Annotated in this window: 20 protein-coding genes; 6 read left to right on the top strand and 14 right to left on the bottom strand. The window is 69.1% G+C overall.

Annotation, left to right across the window (positions count from 1 at the left end; translation table 11 throughout):
* Positions 1-190: 190 nt before the first annotated feature.
* Positions 191-904 carry a class I SAM-dependent methyltransferase gene (locus tag WT60_RS22970; RefSeq protein WP_038748105.1) on the bottom strand — a complete coding sequence of 238 codons (714 nt, stop codon included), beginning with the start codon at positions 902-904 and terminating at the stop codon, positions 191-193.
* 273 nt (positions 905-1,177) lie between these two features.
* On the opposite strand from WT60_RS22970, the gene WT60_RS22980 reads away from it, so the two are divergent.
* Complete coding sequence (locus WT60_RS22980) at positions 1,178-2,821, top strand: DUF3459 domain-containing protein (RefSeq protein WP_038748108.1); 1,644 nt, start codon at positions 1,178-1,180, stop codon at positions 2,819-2,821.
* Positions 2,822-2,973: 152 nt separating this feature from the next.
* On the opposite strand, the gene WT60_RS22985 is transcribed toward WT60_RS22980, so the two are convergent.
* The 5 genes from WT60_RS22985 to WT60_RS23005 form a co-directional block, all read right to left on the bottom strand.
* Positions 2,974-3,564: a thiamine phosphate synthase gene (locus WT60_RS22985; protein WP_038748110.1), complete on the bottom strand. Its 591-nt coding sequence runs from the start codon at positions 3,562-3,564 to the stop codon at positions 2,974-2,976.
* Positions 3,565-3,626: 62 nt separating this feature from the next.
* A complete protein-coding gene (locus tag WT60_RS22990; protein WP_038748112.1) occupies positions 3,627-4,967 on the bottom strand; it encodes a hemolysin family protein in 1,341 nt (446 codons plus the stop codon).
* Between the two features lie 93 nt (positions 4,968-5,060).
* A complete protein-coding gene (locus tag WT60_RS22995) occupies positions 5,061-5,840 on the bottom strand; it encodes a HAMP domain-containing sensor histidine kinase (RefSeq protein ID WP_059581244.1) in 780 nt (259 codons plus the stop codon).
* Between the two features lie 84 nt (positions 5,841-5,924).
* Positions 5,925-6,848 carry a DMT family transporter gene (locus tag WT60_RS23000; RefSeq protein ID WP_038748116.1) on the bottom strand — a complete coding sequence of 308 codons (924 nt, stop codon included), beginning with the start codon at positions 6,846-6,848 and terminating at the stop codon, positions 5,925-5,927.
* Positions 6,849-6,914: 66 nt separating this feature from the next.
* Entirely contained in the window at positions 6,915-7,790 is an 876-nt protein-coding gene (locus WT60_RS23005) for a LysR family transcriptional regulator (RefSeq protein ID WP_038748118.1), read from the bottom strand.
* 97 nt (positions 7,791-7,887) lie between these two features.
* On the opposite strand from WT60_RS23005, the gene WT60_RS23010 reads away from it, so the two are divergent.
* The 3 genes from WT60_RS23010 to WT60_RS23020 all read left to right on the top strand — a co-directional run bounded on the left by WT60_RS23010 (position 7,888) and on the right by WT60_RS23020 (position 11,263).
* Positions 7,888-8,271 (top strand): tautomerase family protein, encoded by a 384-nt coding sequence (locus tag WT60_RS23010; protein ID WP_038748120.1) that lies wholly within the window; start codon positions 7,888-7,890, stop codon positions 8,269-8,271.
* Positions 8,272-8,484: 213 nt separating this feature from the next.
* The gene (locus WT60_RS23015) at positions 8,485-10,380 is read left to right on the top strand and encodes a CHAD domain-containing protein (RefSeq protein WP_059671602.1); all 1,896 of its coding nucleotides are present in this window, start codon (positions 8,485-8,487) and stop codon (positions 10,378-10,380) included.
* A gap of 34 nt (positions 10,381-10,414) precedes the next feature.
* Positions 10,415-11,263, top strand: coding sequence for a TOBE domain-containing protein (locus WT60_RS23020; protein ID WP_038748124.1), 849 nt, complete (start codon positions 10,415-10,417; stop codon positions 11,261-11,263).
* 330 nt (positions 11,264-11,593) lie between these two features.
* Here the strand turns inward: WT60_RS23020 and WT60_RS23025 are convergent, their stop codons facing one another.
* The 4 genes from WT60_RS23025 to WT60_RS23045 all read right to left on the bottom strand — a co-directional run bounded on the left by WT60_RS23025 (position 11,594) and on the right by WT60_RS23045 (position 14,899).
* Positions 11,594-12,295, bottom strand: coding sequence for an ATP-binding cassette domain-containing protein (locus tag WT60_RS23025; RefSeq protein WP_060355640.1), 702 nt, complete (start codon positions 12,293-12,295; stop codon positions 11,594-11,596).
* A 1-nt stretch (position 12,296) separates the two neighbouring features.
* Positions 12,297-12,971 carry a molybdate ABC transporter permease subunit gene (gene modB / locus WT60_RS23030; protein ID WP_038748128.1) on the bottom strand — a complete coding sequence of 225 codons (675 nt, stop codon included), beginning with the start codon at positions 12,969-12,971 and terminating at the stop codon, positions 12,297-12,299.
* A gap of 12 nt (positions 12,972-12,983) precedes the next feature.
* On the bottom strand, positions 12,984-13,793 hold the full coding sequence (modA, locus tag WT60_RS23035) for a molybdate ABC transporter substrate-binding protein (protein WP_060355641.1): 810 nt from the start codon (positions 13,791-13,793) through the stop codon (positions 12,984-12,986).
* A 407-nt stretch (positions 13,794-14,200) separates the two neighbouring features.
* On the bottom strand, positions 14,201-14,899 hold the full coding sequence (locus tag WT60_RS23045) for a phosphatase PAP2 family protein (protein ID WP_059581261.1): 699 nt from the start codon (positions 14,897-14,899) through the stop codon (positions 14,201-14,203).
* A gap of 250 nt (positions 14,900-15,149) precedes the next feature.
* On the opposite strand from WT60_RS23045, the gene WT60_RS23050 reads away from it, so the two are divergent.
* Together WT60_RS23050 and WT60_RS23055 are read left to right on the top strand one after the other, a co-directional pair.
* Positions 15,150-16,298 carry a PHB depolymerase family esterase gene (locus WT60_RS23050; RefSeq protein ID WP_038755407.1) on the top strand — a complete coding sequence of 383 codons (1,149 nt, stop codon included), beginning with the start codon at positions 15,150-15,152 and terminating at the stop codon, positions 16,296-16,298.
* A gap of 97 nt (positions 16,299-16,395) precedes the next feature.
* The gene (locus tag WT60_RS23055; RefSeq protein WP_038755405.1) at positions 16,396-16,554 is read left to right on the top strand and encodes a DUF3563 family protein; all 159 of its coding nucleotides are present in this window, start codon (positions 16,396-16,398) and stop codon (positions 16,552-16,554) included.
* 116 nt (positions 16,555-16,670) lie between these two features.
* Here WT60_RS23055 and WT60_RS23060 read toward each other — a convergent pair whose 3' ends face one another.
* From WT60_RS23060 to WT60_RS23080, 4 genes are all read right to left on the bottom strand, one after another.
* Complete coding sequence (locus WT60_RS23060) at positions 16,671-17,090, bottom strand: organic hydroperoxide resistance protein (RefSeq protein WP_038755403.1); 420 nt, start codon at positions 17,088-17,090, stop codon at positions 16,671-16,673.
* Positions 17,091-17,237: 147 nt separating this feature from the next.
* Positions 17,238-17,690: a MarR family transcriptional regulator gene (locus tag WT60_RS23065; protein WP_038755401.1), complete on the bottom strand. Its 453-nt coding sequence runs from the start codon at positions 17,688-17,690 to the stop codon at positions 17,238-17,240.
* 497 nt (positions 17,691-18,187) lie between these two features.
* On the bottom strand, positions 18,188-18,997 hold the full coding sequence (locus tag WT60_RS23075; protein ID WP_038755397.1) for a BPSS1780 family membrane protein: 810 nt from the start codon (positions 18,995-18,997) through the stop codon (positions 18,188-18,190).
* Entirely contained in the window at positions 18,988-19,983 is a 996-nt protein-coding gene (locus WT60_RS23080) for a homoserine kinase (protein ID WP_060355642.1), read from the bottom strand. Before WT60_RS23080 ends, WT60_RS23075 begins: the two co-directional genes overlap by 10 nt.
* Positions 19,984-20,008 lie beyond the last annotated feature (25 nt).

Here is a 20,008-nt window from a genome sequence, read left to right on the forward strand (position 1 = left end):
CGGCAGCCTTTGCGCTCGCATTGTTGGTGAACGCTCGGAACGGATAAGCTATCGCCCGTGGGGCAGAATGTATTGAACGATTGTGCAGTGACCGTTGCGGCCGTTCGCCGAGCCGGCCGAGCGGTCATGCATCGCACGACGCGCGAAAACGCAACTGGCGCTGTGGAGCGCGCCGCCGGCAAGCTCGCGCTCATGCGTCACGCGTCGCGACCCACGCACCCCAGAACAGGCTCGCGAAAAAACGTACCGGCTCGCGGAACCCCGCAGCGTCGAGCAGCGCATGCACGGCGTCCTCGGACGCGGGCGGATCGGCGCCGCGCAGGATCGTCGCGAGCTTTTGCGTGACTTCGTCGGGCGATGCCCCATGCATCCGCCAGCGCTGCGCCCACGCGCACAGCAGGCGCGGATGCTCGGCATAGCGACGGTAGTTGCCCGCGACGACGAGCGGCGCGCCGGGCTTCAGGCGCCGCGCGATCGAGCCGAGCAGCGCGGCCTTAGCGTCGTCGCCGGGCACGTGGTGCAGCACGCCGATCAGCGTCGCGCCGTCGAAGCGCGCGTCGGCGGGCAGATCGTCGACGTAGCCGTGATGTAGCCGCGCGCGCGCGTCGAGGCCGGCCGCCGCGAGGTTCGCGCTCGCGAGCTCGAGCATCGGCCGCGACGGATCGACAGCGGTGAAGCGCCAGGCGGGCTCCAGGGCCGCGAGCGCGACGATTTCGCGCGCGGTGCCGCCCGCGCCCGCGACGAGGATCTGCGCGGCGCCCGCTTCCGATGCGACCGACGATGCGAGCATGCATGCGGCGAGATCGTGGCACGCGTCGTAGCCCGCGAGCGCGATGCGGCTTTGCTCCGCGTATTCGGCGGCGCGCGACGGATCGAATTTGGCTGCGCCGGATGGCGTGGACATGACGTCGGACTCCTGAAGAATCGCGCGCGCGGGACCGTGCGCGAAACCGCAGCGTAGGCGCCGACGCTGTGCGCAACAAGACAAGCGGCGATCATGGTATCGCGGCTACCGGCCATTTTCGGGGTCGCTTCACGTTTAAAACACCGCGTCGACGCTCGCATCGCAACGCGAATCGGCGCATACTGATTGCCCCTCTTCGTCGGGCCACGCGTGTCATGCATGCACGCCGCAAGCGGCGCATCGTCATGCCTCTGAACGCAGGAGGATCGCATCATGTCCGAATGTCCTCACGATCCGTATGCGCGGCACTATTCGCACTGCCTGCCTTTCGGCGCACAGCCGTGCGGCGCCGCGGGCGCGACCACGCGCACGCACTTCCGCGTCTGGGCGCCCGCGCATGCGAACGCGACGCTCGCGCTCGAAACCGCGGGCGGCCCGCATGAACTTCAGATGGCGCCCGCGGGCGACGGCTGGTTCGAGGCTTTCGCCGATTGCGGCGCGCACACACGCTATCGCTACCGGCTCGACGATGCGCTGACGATTCCCGATCCCGCATCGCGCTCGCAGCCGGAAGGCATCGAAGGGCCGAGCGAAGTGGTCGACCCGCGTGCGTTCACCTGGCGCCATACGTTCTGGCGCGGCCGGCCGTGGGAGGAGATCGCGCTTTACGCGATCCAGCCCGGCGCGGCGGGCGGCTACGACGGCATTCGCCGGCGCTTGCCGCAACTTGCGCAGCTCGGCATCACGGCGCTCGAATTACTCGCGGCGCCGCATGCGCGCGACGACAGCCTGCCGTTTGTGCCGCTCGCCGACTACGGCGGCCCCGACGCGCTGAAGCAACTGATCGACGAAGCGCACGGCTTCGGCCTCGCGGTGCTGCTCGATCTCGACTACGCGCGCTTCGGCTGCGGCACGGACGAGATGCGGCGCTACGCGCAACCGTTCTTCCACACGCGCGACGATCCGCTGCAAGCGCCGCCGCTCGCGCTCGATCATCCGCAGGTCTGCGAGTTCTTCTGCGACAACGCGCTGTACTGGCTCGAAGAGTACCGATGCGACGGGTTGCGGATTCGCGAGGCGGACCGCATCGACAGCACGTGGTTGCGCGAGATCGCGGATCGCGTGCACGCGGCGATGCCGACCGATCGGATCGTGCATCTCGTGCTCGGCAGCGAGCGGCATCCGTCGCATCTCGCCGACACGCATTTCGACGCGCAATGGAACGGCTGCGGCGAACGCGCGCTGTACCGGCTCACGGGCCGCCGCGACCGCGCGCGCGGCGACGGCGTGTCGACCCATCAGTCGATTCACGCGCTCGCGCGCGCATTGACCGCGGACGGCGCGGTGTTCCAGCGCGCGCAACCGATCGGCGACGGCGGGATGGCCGACGTCGGGCTGTCGCTGACGTCGCTCGTCCTGTCCGACGGCGTGGTGCGCGATGCGCGCGAGGCGGATCTCGCGGCGCTCGCGCTGTCGTTGCTGACGCCGCAGATTCCGCTGATCTTCGACGAAGCCGCGGGCGATCCGTCGCGTCGGCATTTTCTGCAGTCGGCGCTCGCGGTGCGCGCGAAGCTGATCGCGCCGCGCCTGCTCGACGTGCGCCCGCGCAGTGCCGACATGCTGAGGACCAACGACGGCGTCGAAGCCGATGCGCTCGTTGCCGCATGGCGGCTTGGCGACGGCGAGACGCTCAGCATCGCGCTGAACCTGTCGCCGCAGCCGTTGCCGTTCTATGGCGCGCCGGACGGAATGATCGTGTTCGAGACGCCGGCGCGCGCGCGGGATCGCGTCGACGAAGGCGAGCTGCCGCCTTACGCGCTCGTCGCGTGGCTGACGGGCGACGTCAATCAGTACGCGCTGACGCACGATGCGCGTCGCTACGCGGATGTCGCGCCGCGCCCGTTGGGCGGTGTTTGAACGAGTGAAAGCGCCCGGCGTGGCGTCGCGCCGGCCGAGCCGGCGGCGCCTGCGGCGTTTCTTCCGATCAGGATGCCTGAACGAACGCGGGCCGAAGGCGGCGTGCGCGTGACGAGGCGACAGGCGCGTGGCGTCCGTTGCCGGATCGCTTCCTACCAGAGCCCCCGAATGCTGGCGATGCCGTGCGCGCGATGCTCGCGCGCCGTCGCCAGATGCTCGCGCGTCATCCCGCCGAGCGCGTAGACGGGCATGCGCGCTTGCGCCGCGTAGTCGGCGAAGCGGGTCCAGCCGAGCGTCGGCGCGCCGGGATGCGTGAGAGTCGGCAGGACCGGCGACAGCGTCGCGAAATCCGCGCCGATGCGCTCCGCGTGCAGCAGCTCGTCGAGCGAGTGGCACGCGGCCGACAGCAGGCAGTCCGAAGTGAGCGGGCGGGCGGTCGCGACGCGCAGCGCCGCGCTGCCGAGGTGCACGCCGCTCGCGCCGAGCGCGAGCGCGGTTCCGGCATCGATCGGCCCGTTGACGATCAGGCTCGCGCGTTGCGCGCGGCAGCGCGCGATCGCGTCGGCGGCGAGCGCCGCATACGCGGCGGCATCGAGCGTCTTCACGCGCAATTGAACGAGCGCGAGCCCGGTCGAGAGCGCGGCCGACAGCCGATCGAGAAACGCCGCGAGATCCGCGTCGGAATCCGAGTCCGGTTCCGGCGTGATCAGGTAGTACGGCGGCAGCGCGAGATCTTCGGGCATTTCGTCATCCTACGCACTTGCGCGCGCGGCCGCGTTTGCCGCGTCGAGCGCCGTATTCCCGCTCATTCGTCCGCCTCCTTGAACGCCTTCGGATACACGCGCACGAGCACGATCCGCGGGCCGATCATCTTTTTCACGACGACGTCGAAGCGCTCGAACGACACGCGCTGGCCTTCGGTCGGCAGATCGTTGAGCGCCTGGATCACGAGGCCGCCGACCGATTCCGCGCGGCCTTCGTCGATGTCGATCCCGAGCGCCTGCTCGAGCGACACGACGGGCAGGCTGCCCTTGCCGATCAGCGTGCCGTCGTCGAGGCGGTTCCAATCGGAATCGCCCTGCCGGAATTCGTCGTGGATCTGGCCGACGAGCGCGCCGAGCAGGTTGTCGAGCGTGAGGAAGCCGATCGGCTTCTCGCCCTTCTTGCCGACGAGCGCGAAGTGCGGCGCGCCCTTGCGGAAACGGCGGAACAGGTCGAGAGCGGGCGTGTCGGGCTTCACGTACTGCACCGGGCGTACGTAGTCGGAAAGATCGGCGAGCGCCGCGCCCGCGTGCCGCGCGAGCAGCAGATCCTTCAGGTGGATGAGGCCGTTCACGCGCTCGCGCGAGTGGTCGTCGAAGAGCGGGTAGCGGCTGAAGCGGTGGCGCGCGACGACTTCCATGTTGTCCGCGAGCGGCACGTCGCGGCGCAGGCCGACCATCTCGTGCGCGGGCCGCATCAGGTCGGATACGGTCATCGACGAAAAATCGAGCGAATGCGCGAGCGTGTTCCATTCGTCGGTGCTGTACGCGTCCTTCGACGTCTTCGCGGAGCTGGCCGTGTTGCGCCGGCTGCGCAGGATCAGCTTCAGCTCGTCGGTCGAGTAGTGCGCGTCGCCGCCGTGCTCGGCGGACAGCCCAGCGAGCCGCAGCACGGCGTTCGCGCTCGTGTTGAGCACCCAGATCGCCGGATACATCGCCCAGTAGAACGCGTAGAGCGGGATCGCGACCCACAGGCCCGTCTTCTCGGCTTGCCGGATCGCCATCGATTTCGGCGCGAGCTCGCCGACGACGATGTGCAGGAACGAGATCACCGAGAACGCGAACACGAGCGAGATCAGGTGCACGAGCTTCTCGGACTCGACGCCGACGAGCGCGAGAACGGGCGACAGCAGCGCGGCGAACGCCGGCTCGCCGATCCAGCCGAGGCCGAGCGACGCGAGCGTGATGCCGAGCTGGCATGCGGACAGATACGCGTCGAGCCGCGCATGGACGACGCGCAGGATGCGCCCGCGCAAACCGTGCTGGCGGGCGAGGGTTTTGACGCGCGTCGCGCGCAGCTTGACGAGACCGAATTCGGCGGCGACGAAGAAGCCGTTGAGGGCCACGAGGAACAACGCGCCGACGAGCGCGAAGATCTGTATCAACGAAGGGACTCCGGAAATGAACGAAGCGACAGTATAAGGTTGGAAAGGAAAACGTAATTTATTGTCGCGCAGTGCGACATGCGCGGCCGCCCATTACGCGCGGGCGGCGGCGATCGTCAGCGCGAGCGTGGCCGGCGCGCCGGCCTCGAGCGGCGTCTGCGCGAACGTGCCGCCGTGCGCGCGCGCGACGCGCTGCGCGAGCGCGAACACCGCCACCGGACGCTCGCCGTGGCGCTCGGCCAGCGCGTCGCGCCGCGCGAACGTCTCGAACACGTGCGGCAGCGCGGCGTCGGTCAGCGCCGACGGCTGCGCGCGGAACGTCACGCCGAAACGCGTCGCGTCGGCCGCGACGTCGCAGCCGAGCGCGATTTCGCCACCCGGCGCGCTCGCTTCGATCGCGAACGTGAGCATCGACCACAACGCCTGCGCGACGCGCTCGCGATCGCAATCGAGCGAGCCGCCGGGCAGCGCGGGAGGCGCGACCGTCACGGCCGCGCCGCGCGCATCGCCGAGCGCGGCGCGCGCGAGCGCCGCGCATTCGCCGACGAGCGCGTCGAGCGAGACGTCGGCGCGTGTGATCGAGAGCGCGCGCGTCTCGGCGCGCGGCGCGTCGACGATCGTTTCCAGCAATTTCGTCTGCTGTTCGATTCCGGTCCGGATGCCGTCGAGCGCGCGCCGCACGCTGTCGTCGCTCGGCGCGAGCCGGCGCTCGAGCACGTACGCCCAGCTGTGCATCGCGTTGAGCGGGCCGCGCAGATCGTGCGACGCGATCGACAGCGCGTGGTCGCGGACGAACAGCGCCACCTCGGCGGCGTAGCGTGCGGCGCGTTCGCGCAGCAGCGCGACGGCCGGATCGGCGGCGGACGGAATCACAGTGTTTCCCTTGTGTGAAATCGTGATGAAGGGCGAATCGACATTATAGGGACCGGACACGCGCGCGGCGGCCGGCGCGCGTCGTCACGCGGGGAGCGCGTCGTTGTCGTCGGCGCGCCGCGCGTGGCCCGGCAGCAACTGGCAGACGAGGAGCCCGGCGAGCATCAGCGCGCAGCCCATCAGCGCGCGCAGCGACAGCGTCTCGCCGAGCGCGGCCCAGCCGGCGATCGCGGCGAACACGCCTTCCATGCTGAAGATCACGGCCGCGTGCGCGGGCGCGGCGTCGCGTTGCGCGACGACCTGCAGCGTGTAGCCGACGCCGACCGACAGCAGCCCGCCGTACAGCAGCGTCGGCAGCGCGCGCACGAGCGTCGCGCGGTCGACGGGCTCGATCGCGAGCCCGATGGTGACGCACAGCGCGCCGCAGACGGCGAACTGCATGAACGACAGCACGAGCGGATCGTGCCGGCGCGCGAGGTGTCCGACCGCGATCACGTGGAACGCGATCACGATCGCGCCCGCGAGCTGGAACCAGTCGCCGTACAGCATCGAGAAATGCTCGTCGACGCTCAGGAAGTACAGGCCGATCGCCGCGAGCAGCGCGCCGAGCCAAGTGCCCATGCCGGTGCGATGCCGAAAGAACACGCCGATGATCGGCACGAGCACGACGTAGAGCGAGCTGATGAAGCCCGCGTTCGCGATCTTCGTGTATTGCAGCCCGATCTGCTGCAGCGAGATCGACACCGCGAGCAGCACGCCCAGCACGAGCCCCGGCAGCAATAGCGTCCGATCGCGCGTGAGCGCCGCGCAGTGCGCGCGCGCCGCGCCGTTGATGCGCAACAGCGGCACGAGCACCGCCGCGCCGAGCAGGAAGCGCAGCCCGGTGAACAGGAACGGGCCGATCACGGCGAGGCTCAGCCGCTGCGCGACGAACGCCGATCCCCAGATCGCGGCGGCGGCGAGCATCAGCAGGTTGGCGCGGAGGTGTTTGCGGGCGTCGTGGGTCATGCGGCGGCGGAAGGGCGGGCGAAAGTCGCGCGAAAGGCGAGAAATCGACAGACGAAATCCGACAGTCTACTCGCGTCCGGCCGATTGCGTCGGCCCCGCCAGGCTGTCGGCGAAGCGCCGCAGCGTGTCCTTCGAGCGGGCGTCGCGCACCCGCGAATACAGCGCGACTTGCGAGTCGGGCAGCGCGGGCAGGCCGAAGCGCGCGCCGACGTCGACGAGCGCGTGCGGCGCGACGCGGCGCGCAAGCGGACATACCGCGAGACCCGCGGCGGCGGCCGCCGCCACGGCCGCCACGCCGCCGCCCGTGAAGCGCTCGCGCCACGGCACGCCGGCACGGTCGAGCGCGCGCAGCGCGGCCGCGCGCACGCCGCACGGGCCCGCCAGCACCGCGAGCGGCAGCGGCTCGCCCGCGCGCGGCGTCCAGCCCGGCGCGGCGAGCCATGCGAGCGGCTCGGTGAAGAGCGGCGTCGCGTCGTCGCGCGGCGGATCTTCGCCCGGCTCGTGGCGCACGAACGCCGCGTCGAGACGCCGCTCGTCGTACTGCGCGAGCAGCCCGGTCGACATCCCGACGTGCATTTCGAGCACGAGGCCGGGGTCGTGCCGGCTCAGGCCCGTGAGGACGGCCGGCAGATCCGGCACCGCGACGTGCTCGCTGACGCCGATCGAGAGCCTGCGTCGCTCGGGCGCAAGCGATGCGAGCGCGCGCTCGTGCGCGTCGAGCAGCTCGCGCGCGGCGGGCAGGAACGCGGCGCCGACGGCGGCGAGCGTCACGCGCCGCGGCGTGCGTTCGAGAAGCGGCGTGCCGAGCTGCGCCTCGAGCCGCTTGAGCTTCAGGCTGACGGCCGATTGCGTGGTGCCGAGCGCGTCGGCGGCGCGCGTGAAGCTCGCCAAGTCGGCGACGAGGACGAATGCGCGAACGGCGTCCAGATCGAGCGGTTTCATTTCAAATGAAAATAGATAAAATATTCATCGATATCTGTTCATTATAGATGGCGGGCCCTAAGCTGCATGCGTGTCCCAACCCGTGAGGAGAAACACGATGCCGTTCACCCGTATCGCATTGCGCGAAGGCAAGCCCGCCGAATACCGACGGGCGCTGTCGGAGGGCATTCACCGTGCGTTGCAGCGCGCGTTCGACGTGCCCGCCGACGATATTTTCATGACCGTGACCGAATACAGCGCCGATAATTTCTTTTATGGCCGCGACTATCTCGGGATCGCGCGCAGCGACGATCTGGTGATGATCCAGATCACCGCGAACAACACGCGCACGCTCGAGCAGAAGCGCGAACTGTACCGGTTGATCGCCGAGCATCTCGCCGAACGTCCGGGCTTGCGCCGCGAAGACGTGTTCATTAGTCTCGTCGAGGTGCTGAAGGAGGATTGGTCGTTCGGCAACGGCATTGCGCAGTACGTGAGCTGAAACTCGGCGCAGCCGCGCCGGTCGGACGGCTGAAGGCCGAGCGGCCGGCATCGCAAGCCGAGGCGCGGTGCGCGGGGGCGCGCACGATGCGCGGAGCTTGCGCGCGGCGTTCCGCCTCACTGGCCGTAAAAAGGGCCGTGTACTATGGAGAACGTCGGGTCCGTCGACGCGTGCGCGGCGGCAGCGGGCGGCCCGACCTACGCCGGAGCTTCCATGGCGCGCGTTCTGGAAATCGTGTTGGACTTTCCGTTGCAGGGCTGGCAGGCCGGGCGCGGATCGCGGGCGCGCGCGTCGCGCGACCTCGGCGCGGAACTCGCGCGGGCATGGCGGATCTGTCCGCCGGTGAAGATGCGTCGCGGGCACGAGCGCGTGACGATCGAGCCGTGCCGATTCGCCGAAGCGGAGCCCGACGACGGCGGCCGCTGGCAGGCCTGGATCGAGACGACCGCGCAGGCGCGGCGCGCGCTCGCGTCGCGCAGTCACCCGTTCGTGCCCGGCGTGATGGTGCGCGAGCGCTTCGACGGCGATCGCGGCGGCGTGCGCGTCGCGATGGCGATCGTGGCGGAGCGCCCGGCGACGGCGGCTGCGTCCGCATCCGATTCACCCCATTTACCCGATTTGCCCGATTCGATGGCCGCGGCGAGCGACGCACGGCGTTCGCACGGCCGGACGTCGAAGACGGCTGTCGCGCGGGCGGCGGCGCAAGCTTTGACAAGCACGCGCGCTTCTTCCGATTCCTCAGTCGCAACCGATGCGAGCGCACGCGTTCTATCCGCCGCCTCCGCGCCGACCGGCTCCGCGCTTCCGTCGGCCGATTCCGCCTCGCCTGCCGCTCCTGCCGCCGCCGGCGCGGCGGGTCCCGAATCGCAGGCTGCCGGCCAGCCGGCCTATGGTTTCGTCGCCGAACGCCGGCGCGGACGATGGCTCGACACCGACGGCATCGAAGTCGAACTGACGCTCGACGACGTCACGTTCGCGCCGGCCGCCGCCGCTTCGTCGGCTGCCGCGTCGTCCGCCGCCACCCGCGCCGCGCCGCTGCGCGTGTGCGAATTGCGTCTCGCCGCCGCCGATGCGGACGAACCCGACGCGCGCGCCGCCGCGCTGCGCGCGCTCTTTCGCGCGGCCCGCGAGCTGAGCGGCGCGTGGCCGGCGTCGCTGTCGCTGACGAGCGTCCTCGATCGCGCGTGCGCGGGCGAGGCGCCGGACGCAATCGGGGCGCCGATGAAGGCGCAATCGGCCGATTTGTCGAACACGCGCACGCAGCGCGCGGCGTTTTTCACGCTCGGCTGCAGCGTGACCGGGCAGTGGCTCGGCAACGAGGCCGGCGTGCGCGGCGGAGCCGATCCGGAATACGTACATCAGATGCGCGTCGCGCTGCGCCGGCTGCGCACGCTCGCGCGACTCTTCCCGCGCTACGCGGACACCGCCTGGAAGGACGCGTTCTCGGGCGACCTTCGCTGGATCGCCGCGATGCTCGGCGCGGTGCGCGACTGGGACGTCTGCATGACGTCGACGCTGCCCGCGCTCGCCGCAGCGCACGGCGAGGACGCGACGTGGGCGGGCACGCTCGATGCGGCCCGCGCGCAGCGCGACGCGGCGCACGTCGAGCTGCGGCAGGCGCTCGGCACCGCGCGCTATGCGCGGCTCGTGTTCGCGTGGCTCGAATGGCTGAGCCTGCTGCCGCTCACGCGGGACGATCCGGCGCACGGCAAGGCCCCGTCGCTCAAGCGGCACGCGGCGAAGCGCGTGAGCCGGCTGTTCGGCCATCTTTACGGCTCGGGGCGGCTGACGACGCTCGACGCCGCCGCGCGCCACCGCGTGCGGATCGACGCGAAGCGGCTGCGCTACGCATTGGAATTCTTTTCGTCGCTCGCGTCGCGCCGCACGCGCGTGGACACGGTGCGGCTGCTCGCGCGCGTGCAGAACGCGCTCGGCGACGCGAACGACGCGGCCGTCGCGCTGCGCTGTCTCGAGCAACTGTCCGCGCCGCCGTATCAGCTCGGTTTCGCGCGCGGCTACGGCGCGGCGGCGCAGCGCTACACGGCGGAGGCGGCCGAGCAGATGCTGCGCGGATTGCGGCCGCCGAGGATCGGCGGCAGAAAGGCGTGACTATAATGGCCGTTCGTCCTGTTTGGCTGCGTCGATGACCGCCGATTCGTCCTCTTCCCGTTTCGATGCGCGCGCCGCGCGCGAGCCGCTCGCGCTGCGCGGCGAGCTGTGGCTGCGTGCGGGCGCCGAGACGCTCGGCGGCGCGGCGCGCATCGCGCTGCTCGCCGCGATCGGCGAAACCGGCTCGATCACGCGCGCGGCGAAGGCGGTTGGCCTGAGCTACAAGGGCGCGTGGGACGCGATCGACACGATGAACAACCTTGCGGGCGAGCCGCTCGTGCTGCGCTCGACAGGCGGCAAGGGCGGCGGCGGCACGACGCTCACGCCGCGCGCAACGGCGCTGATCGCGGCGTTTCGCGCGATCGAGCGCGAGCATCGACGCTTCATCGACGCGGCGAGCGCGGCGGTCGAAGGCTTCGAGGTCAATTGGGAACTTATCGGGAGAATCGGCATGAAGACGAGCGCACGCAACCAACTGTTCGGCAAGGTGCTGGCGGTCAAGCATGGCGCGGTGAACGACGAAGTGGTGCTCGCGCTGCCGGGCGAGCACACGATCGCGGCGGTGGTGACGCACGAGAGCACGCAGGAACTGGGGCTCGAGCCGGGCGTCGACGCGTGCGCGCTCGTGAAGGCGTCGTGGATCGTGCTCGCGGTCGAAGACGGTGCGCCGCTCAAGTTGTCGGCGCGCAACCAGTTGCGCGGCGTCGTCGAGGCGGTCACGCGCGGCGCTGTCAATAGCGAAGTGGCGCTTGCGCTCGACGGCGGCATGACGCTCGCCGCGATCGTCACGAACGACAGCGTCGATGCGCTCGGGCTCGCGAAGGGCGTGAACGCGGTGGCGGCGTTCAAGGCGTCGAGCGTGATTCTGGCGGTCAACGGATGATGTCGCGGCCGCGCCTGCCGAGCGGGACTCGGCGGCGCGGGCGGCGGTGGTACGAAGCCGGCGTGGTGCCGGCTTTTTTTGCGTCCGTCCGCCCGCCGGTTCGATCGGCGAGCGAATGCGCGATCCTGAGTTTTCGTGAGAGAAGGCGTCAAGAACGTCGCTAAATTCTGTTGGATGGCTGGCGTTGCTGAAAGATCGCGGCGGCTGACGATAGGCGTGAGCCGGGTTGTCGGACCGCGTGATGAGCAATCGCGTCCGGGCTCGGCGAGCGGCAAGTGGGGAGCGGTGAACGGTGAACGGCGCTCGCGCGGAAGGTGCGAGCCGATCCCGTCACCGGACGCTCGTCACCCATTCGGCGATCGGCGTGTCGGGCAGCGCGCGGCCCTCCTGAAGCCGCACGACCTGATCGCCGAACGCGGCGACGTCGTCGGGATCGTGCGTGATCAGCACCATCGGAATGTCGAGCCTCATCTGCAAGTCGGTCAGTTCGCGGCGCATCCGCTGGCGCATCGCGACGTCGAGCGCCGAGAACGGCTCGTCGAGCAACAGTATCCGCGGCTGCGCGATCAGCGCGCGCGCGAGCGCGACGCGCTGCTTCTGCCCGCCCGACAACTGCGCCGGATAGTGCCCGGCGAGCGCTTCGAGCTCGAACGCGCGCAGCCAGTACGCGGCGTCGTCGGGCAGCTCCTTCGCGCGCGGATTGCGCCAGCCGCGTTTCAGGCCGAACGCGAGATTCTGCCGGACGTTCAGATGCGGGAAGAGCGCGTAGTCCTGGAACAGGTACGCCACGCGGCGCGCCTGCGTCGGCACGTCGATGCCGCGCGCATCGTCGAACAAGGTGTCGCCGCCGATCGAGATCGTGCCTTGGTCGGGCGCGAGCAGACCGGCGATCGCTTGCAGCGTGAGGCTCTTGCCTGCGCCGGACGGCCCGAACAGCACGATGCGCTGCGCGGTCGACGCGAACGACACATCGAGCGTGAAACGCCGCTCCGGCGTGACGAGCGTCTTGCGGATGTCGACGACGAGGCTCATCTCACCGTGCTCCGACGAGCGCGCGCTGCGGCACGAGCCGCCCCGCGACGAGAAGGATCAGCACGCAGGTCGCCGACGTGACGAGCACAAGGAAGTTCGCGGTGGCGTCGTCGCCCGCCTGCACGGCCGCGTAGACGGCGACCGACAGCGTCTGCGTGCGTCCGGGCAGGTTGCCCGCGATCATCAGCGTCGCGCCGAATTCGCCGAGCGCGCGCGCGAACGCGAGCAGCGCACCCGCGAGAATGCCGCGCGCGGCGAGCGGCAGCGTCACGCGAAAGAAAATCCCGGCTTCGCTGATGCCGAGCGTGCGCGCCGCACGTTCGAGCTGCGGATCGACCGCTTCGAAAGCGGCGCGCGCGGACTTCAGGATCAACGGAAACGCGACCACCATCGACGCGATTACCGCGCCTTGCCACGTGAACACGAGCTGGATGCCGAGCTCGTCGAGCCACGCGCCGAACATGCCGCGCCGGCCGAGCAGCACGAGCAGGTAATAGCCGAGCACCGTCGGCGGGAGCACGAGCGGCAGCGTCAGCAGCGAATCGATCACGTCGCGCGCGCCCGAGCGCCAGCGCGCGAGCGCGTAGCCGGTCGCGACGCCGAGCACGAGATCGAGCGCCGTCGCCCAGCCGGCCACCTTCAGCGACAACAGCAGCGGAACCCAGGCGTCGTGCATCGCGCGTCCCGATCAGTTCGCGGCGCTCGTCGCGTTCGCGGCCGGCTTGAAGCCGTATTTCGCGAGCACGGCCTGGCCCGCAGGCGACAGCACGAACGCGACGAAGCCCTGCGCGGCGCCCGCGTGCCGGCTGTCCTTGACGACGGCGATCGGATAGGTGATCGGCGTTTGCGTCGGGACGGTCAACGCGACTTTCACGCGCTCGGGCATCACGGCCGCATCGGTGCCGAACACGAAGCCCGCGTCGACTTCGCCGCGCGCGACGTAGTCGAGGCTTTGGCGCACGTTCGCGGCGAGCACGCCCTTCGCGCTGACGTCGCTCCAGACGCCGGCCGCCTTCAGCGCGCCCTCGGTGTAGCGGCCGACGGGCACCGACGCCGGATCGCCGAACGCGACGCGCTTCACGGCGGGCGACGTCAGGTCGCGCAGCGAGCCGAACGTCGCGCGGCTGTCGGCGGGCACGATCAGCACGAGCGAGTTCGCGGCGAAATCGCGGCGCGTGCCGTCGGCGATCACGTGTTCGGCGATCGCGCGATCCATCGCTTTCTGGTCGGCCGATGCGAACACGTCGGCCGGCGCGCCCTTCGCGATCTGCTGCATCAGCACGTCGGACGCGCCGAAGTTGAACAGGATCTTCGTATCCGGATGCTGCTTTTCGTATGCGTCGCCGACCGCCTTGAATGCGTTGGTGAGGCTTGCCGCGGCCGACACGACGAGTTCGTCGGCGGCATGCGCGGCCGGCGCGGCGAAACCGGCGGCGAGCGCGGACAGCGTGACGAGACGCAGGAACAGACGGCGGGCGGAGCGGGCGGGAGCGGACATGGCGGGAAACACTGACGTGGGCGGAAACCGTAATCGTAATATACGCGAGGTTATAACGGATTGGATTTCCGAACTGTGCCGGTGCTGCATGACGCCGCAGTGCGGCGGGCGGCGCGGCTGGGGCGGGAAAAGGCGGGGATGGTGCGATCCGCGGTGGAACGGTGGTGCAGCGCAGATGCGGAAAAGCTGAGAAGCTGAGAAGTGGTCGGCTGTTGAGTGGTAGATCAGTTGACTGATAAACCGATTGACCATCGCCAGATCAATAGATCGACGAACCCGCGAACCGAAGAACCGAGGAGAAGAACCGAAGAACCGAAGAACCGAAGAACCGAAGAACCGAAGAACCGAAGAACCGAAGAACCGAGCCGGCAGCCCGACAGCCCCGCACGGCGCAACCCGCGCTCGCGTTACACGTGCTCGACGATCGCGGGCAAGCCGAGCGTCTGCTGCTGGGCCGGCCGCGACGCGGGCCGGTAGTTCGGATTCGCCTTCCAGCGCGCCCGCACGTACGGGCGTTCATGGCCGGAAAGATGCAGCGCGACCGCGGTCACCCACCGATGCGACGGCACGGTAACGCCGTGCAGCGCGATCGTGACGGCCACGAGGCTCGTCGCGACGGCGGGCGCGGACCAGCGGTGCGGCATCGCGCGCCATGAGCCGGCGATGAACGACATCGCGGCGACCGCGCCGATGACGCAGCCCGTCACCGCCTCGGACGGCGAATGCGCATCGAGCGCGACGCGCGACAGTCCGACGGCGACGCCCGCCGCGAGCCCGACGATGATCCCGCCGATGCGCACGACGGGTTTCGCGCGGGCGAGCGCGAGGAACATCGCGACCGGATAGACTGACGTCGACAGCATCGCGTGGCCGCTAAAGCCCGTGAAATCCCACGCGCGCACGCCGATGCCCCAGCCGAGGAACGCGATCTTCGTGAGCGCGACGACGCCGATCGCGACGCCGAGCACGGCGAGCCATGCGGCGGCGCGACGAAGCGAATAGCCGAGCGCGAGCCAGACGGCGATCGTGACGGCGAGGGGCAGTGTCAGGCCGGCACCGCCTAGGGCGGTGATCGAGATCCACAGACGGGGCGGCAAATCGAACATCGGAAGCTGCGGGCGGATACGGGGAATGCGGGATACTTGCTTAACGCATGAGCCGTGAATAGCGACTACAACGAAGACAAGCGCGAGCGCCCAGTATACCGGTCGTCGCGGGCCGCGCTCCGTTCGGACGCCGGCAGGGAACTATCGGGTGTCAGGATAAATCCCAGAAATAGTGCTATTGTGCATTGCACAATCCTGAATGGTCGCGCCCACTGCGGCGTCCCTAATTTCTGACTGCGAGCCCCGACCGATGACCAAAAGTCTGACGAAATTCTGGCTGGGCGGTGTGAAACGCATGCTGCACTTGCCGAACGCGCGCACGCCGAAGTCCGCCGCGCCCGAGTCCGTATTGATGGCGGCCCAAAAGATGGCGGCCGACTGGCCGTTCGCCGATTCGATTTCCACTGCGGCTGCCGTCGCGATGCCCGTCGAGCCGGCCCCGCCCGTCGCGCGCGAATCGCGCGTTCGGCCGCGCGCCGCCGCATGGGCGGCCGGTGAATGGACCCGTGCCGACCACCCGCTGCCGCCCGCGTTCGGGCGCTTCGTCAAGCATCTCGAATATGGGCTGTACGTGCCGCCCGGCGCGGATACGGACGGCCTGCCGCTCGTCGTGATGCTGCACGGCTGCAAGCAGGACATGGATCAGTTCGCGCAAGGCACGCGGATGAACCTGCTCGCGGATCGGCACGGCTTCGCCGTGATCTATCCGGAGCAGTCGCTCAACGCGCACGCGCACGGCTGCTGGCACTGGTACGACGACACCGCGCGCGGCGGGCGCGGCGAGGCGCAAGCGGTCGTCGCGCTCGTCGACACGCTCGTTACCGAGCGGGGCTTCGACGCGTCGCGCGTGTACGCGGCCGGCCTGTCGGCGGGGGCTGGACTCGTGTCGCTGCTCTCGCTGCACTTTCCGCAGCGTTTTGCCGCCGTGGCGCTCCATTCGGGGCCCGCGTTCGGCGACGCGCATTCCGGGATCACCGCGATGGACGTGATGCGCCGCGGCCTGCATCGCCATCCCGCCGTCGTCACTGACGCGCTCGTCGCGCCGGGCTCGCATCCGGGGATGCCGGCCCTCATCGTGCACGGCGACGACGATCGCGTCGTCGCGCCGAAGAATGCAGACGAACTCGCGGTCCAGTTCCTGCGGCTGAATGGCCTCGCGAACGCCGAAGGCGAACCGGCCGCCGTCGAGCGCGTCGAGACGAGCGCGGCGGACGCCCGCACGATCGATTATCGTCGCGACGGCGAGTCCGTCGTGCGCCTCTGCCGGGTCCACGGCCTTGCGCACGCGTGGGCGGGCGGCGACGACAGCGTGCCGTTTCACTCGGCGGCCGGCCCGGACGCGAGCGAGTTGATTTGGTCCTTTTTTGCGTCGCGCACGCGGGCGGTTGTCGCGTCGTAACGACGCACGATTCGAGAACGGCTGGAGTCGGCTCGGGGTTTTCCCTATAATGCGGGTAAATACCTAAGTGAAAGCCCTTGGATTGGAGTGACCGATCATGTACCTGTTGAGCCGCCTGTTCCTGTTTCTGACGAAGTCGCCCGAACAACGCGCGAAGGAGCGCGCCGATGCGTATCTCGCCGGCGCATCCGATCTGTATGACCTCGAATTCCGTATGCGCAAGCTTGATCGCGAAGCCGCACTCGAACGCTCGTGATTTCGCGTTAAGCGCGTACTAAATTTATACGCATAAAGTTGTAAAGTCGAAGAGGGCGCGCCGGCTTGATGGCCGGCGCGCCCTCTTTGTCATTTCGGCGCGTGCGCACCGCGGCGTCAAGCGACGACGAGGCGTACCGCGACGTTGTTGCGCGTCGCGTTCGAATACGGGCACACCTGGTGCGCGCGATCGACGATTGCCTTCGCGGTCGCCACATCAAGGCCGGGCAGCGCGACGCGCAGCTCGACGTCCAGCGCAAATCCGCCTTCCTCGTTCGGGCCGATGCCCACTTCCGCGGTGACGGTCGTATCCGCGGGCAACGTCTGCTTGCTTTGGCCCGCCACATACTTCATTGCGCTCAGGAAGCATGCGGAATAGCCTGCGGCGAACAGCTGCTCGGGATTCGTGCCGTCCGCGCCCGTACCGCCGAGTTCTCGCGGCGCGGCAAGCTTCACGTCGAGCTTCTGGTCTTGGGACGTCGCGCGGCCGTCACGGCCGCCGGTGCTGGTTGCTGCCGTCTTGTACAGAATGTTCATGCTGGACTCCTGTGTCGTGAGAGAAAGGGCCTCGGCGAATCGGGACGCGCGGGCCACGGCACAAATATAGTTCACTAATCATTAGTGTGCAAATTATTTTTTTAGGGCGTGACTTACCGGGCAGAGCGCGGGCAGAGCGACAGTCGATCAGGCGTCGCTGGCGTCCGTCAGCGCTTGCCGCAGCCGCGTCAGATCTTCGCGCAGCCGGATCAGGAAATCGGGCGTCTGGCGCATCGCGCAAAACAGCTCGGCGGGCACGGATCGGGCCTTTTGCTTCAGCGCGGCGCCTTCTGCGGTGAGCCGCGCGTGGACGATCCGCTCATCGTTCGTGTCGCGCACCCGCTCGATGTAGCCGAGCGCCTCCAGGCGCTTGAGGAGGGGCGTGACCGTCGCGGGATCGAGGCTGAGCCGGGCGGCGATGTCCTTGACGGCCATGTCGTCGGATTCCCACAGCACGAGCATCGCGAGGTACTGCGGATACGTGAGCGCGAGCTTGTCGAGAAGCGGTTTGTAAGCCTTCGTCATCGCGAGCGACGTCGAATAGAGCGCGAAGCAGAGCTGGTCGTCGAGCGTGAGCGGGAAGGTTGGCGAATCGTTCATGATGGAGTTTTGGTAAAGCGCAAAAGATTTGTATGCAAATGATTTTGCGCCTAACTGCGACGATTGGCGAGAGGCGCCGAGCGCTCAAGAAGGGGATGAATCGAAAAGGGGATGAATCGATGGTCGACGACGAAGAGGGCGGCGAACTTGGCCGCGACTTCGTTGGCATAAGGCCGGCCCGGCAAGGCGCCGCGGCGACACCGGCGCCGGAGGCCGAATCGGCGGGGCGCGCGAGGGGTGCCAGGTAGCGGCGAAAGGTCGAAAGAAGAATCGGAGAGCGTGCTCTATGGCTAGCGGCGCCTATGTGTCTCGCTTCGGCGGCGAAGCGGCACCGGATGCCCGACGCCAGGCAGGCGGCGATCTTCACTCGTGCGCTGCGTGAACGCCGCTTTCTCCGTCGAAGCATCCGCCGCGTGTGCGCCGGCGATTCCGAACCGCGCGACGACACGCGAAACGCGCGTGCATCGGCGCGGCCGCGCCGATGCCGCTTGCGGCGATTACCGGGAAGAATCCGGCAGTGTCGGCGCGCCCGGCTCCTGCACGCCGTAGCAGCCGCGATAGGTTGCGTAGAACGAGCAGTAGAGCATCGCCGTGATGACGATCGATGCCGGCATCATTACCGTGAGCGCATACGCGCTGGCGCCGAGCGCCTGCATCAGCGCGGCGAGCCCGAACGACACGCCGAGCGCGACCGCGAACCACAGCAGCCCGTAGACGGTGAACGCCCCCTTGTTGCGCCAGCAGCTCACGATGCTGAAAAACAGCGCCTTCATCGGCGGAACGTCGTGCCATGCGGTCAGCACCGGGGCGAACCAGAACATCATCGCGACCGGCACGTACAGCGTGGCCGCGATCAGTACCGCGACGGCGACGCCCGGCGACGCGAGCGCTTCCGATTCGAGGTTCTCGGCGCCTAGGCCGAACATGATCTTCAGCAGCGTGCCGCCGTCGCCGAGCGACGAGCAAGCGAACACGAGCGCCATCGACACGATATAGATTCCGCCGAGCGCGAGGAGCCGCTGCGTGACGACGGGGCCGTATGAGCGGAAGCCGTCGATCAGGATCGTCGGCAGCACCTGCTTGCCGGCGATCGTATCGCGGCACGCCGCCATGAAGCCGACCGCGATGCCGGGAATGAACAGGAGCGGCAGCGCCGCGCCGATCACCGGCACGAGCGACACCAGCATCATCGCGAGCAGGTACGTGAAGAACAGCGTGACGAACGCGAGCGGATTGCGCCGGAACAGCCAGATGCCCTGGCGGAACCACACGTAGCCGGTCTTGGCGGAGACTTCGATCAGTTGCATGCGTGGGTCTCGGGGAGCGTGCCCGCGTGCGCGATGCGCTCGCGCAGGATGCGTTCGAAATGGCCCGGGTCGTGCGGCTTGAGCATCTGCGCGGCGCGGGGAAGATGGAAATCATACAGGCGCGACACCCAGAAGCGGTACGCGCCCGCGCGCAGCATGTCGCCCCAGTGGCGGCGCTCGCTGGCCGTGAACGGACGCACCGTCTGGTATGCGCGCAGCAGCGCGCCGGCGCGTGCGGCGTCGAGCGCGCCGCTCGAGAGGTCGACGCACCAGTCGTTGACCGTCACGGCGACGTCGAACAGCCACTTGTCGCAGCCGGCGAAGTAGAAATCGAAGAAGCCGCCGAGCCGCACCGCGTGGCCGGTGTCCGCATCCGCGTGCGCGAAGAGCGCGTTGTCGCGGAACAGGTCGCAATGGCAGGGGCCTTCGGGCAGCGCCGCGTAGTCGTCCGATGCGAAGAACGCGGCCTGGTGCGCGAGCTCGCTTTCCAGCAGCGCGCGCTGCTCGCCGGTGATGAGCGGCGCGATCTCGGGCACCGTCTCGCGCCACCACGACAGGCTGCGCAGGTTCGGCTGATGCCGCGGATAGTCGCGGCCGGCGAGGTGCATGCGCGCGAGCATCTGGCCGACTTCGACGCAGTGCTCGACGCTCGGCGCGAGCTCCGCCGCGCCCTCGAGCTTGGTGACGATCGCGGCCGGCTTGCCGTGCAGCTCGCCGAACAGCGCGCCGTCGTCGCGCGCGACCGGAGCGGGCACGGGCACGCCGTGCTTCGCGAGATGGCTCATCAAGTCGATGTAGAACGGCAACTGCGCGGCCGTCAGATTCTCGAAGATCGTGAGCACGTATTCGCCGCGCGTCGTCGTCAGGAAGAAGTTGCTGTTCTCGATGCCGGACGGGATGCCGCGGAACGCGACAACGTCGCCGAGATCGTAGTGGCGCATCCAGAGTGCGAGGTCAGCGTCGGAAACTGCGGTGAAAACGGCCATGCAAGAGACGTCGGATCGGGTTGGC

This window comes from Burkholderia sp. MSMB617WGS (assembly GCF_001532025.2).
GTDB classification, from domain to species: Bacteria; Pseudomonadota; Gammaproteobacteria; order Burkholderiales; family Burkholderiaceae; genus Burkholderia; species Burkholderia savannae.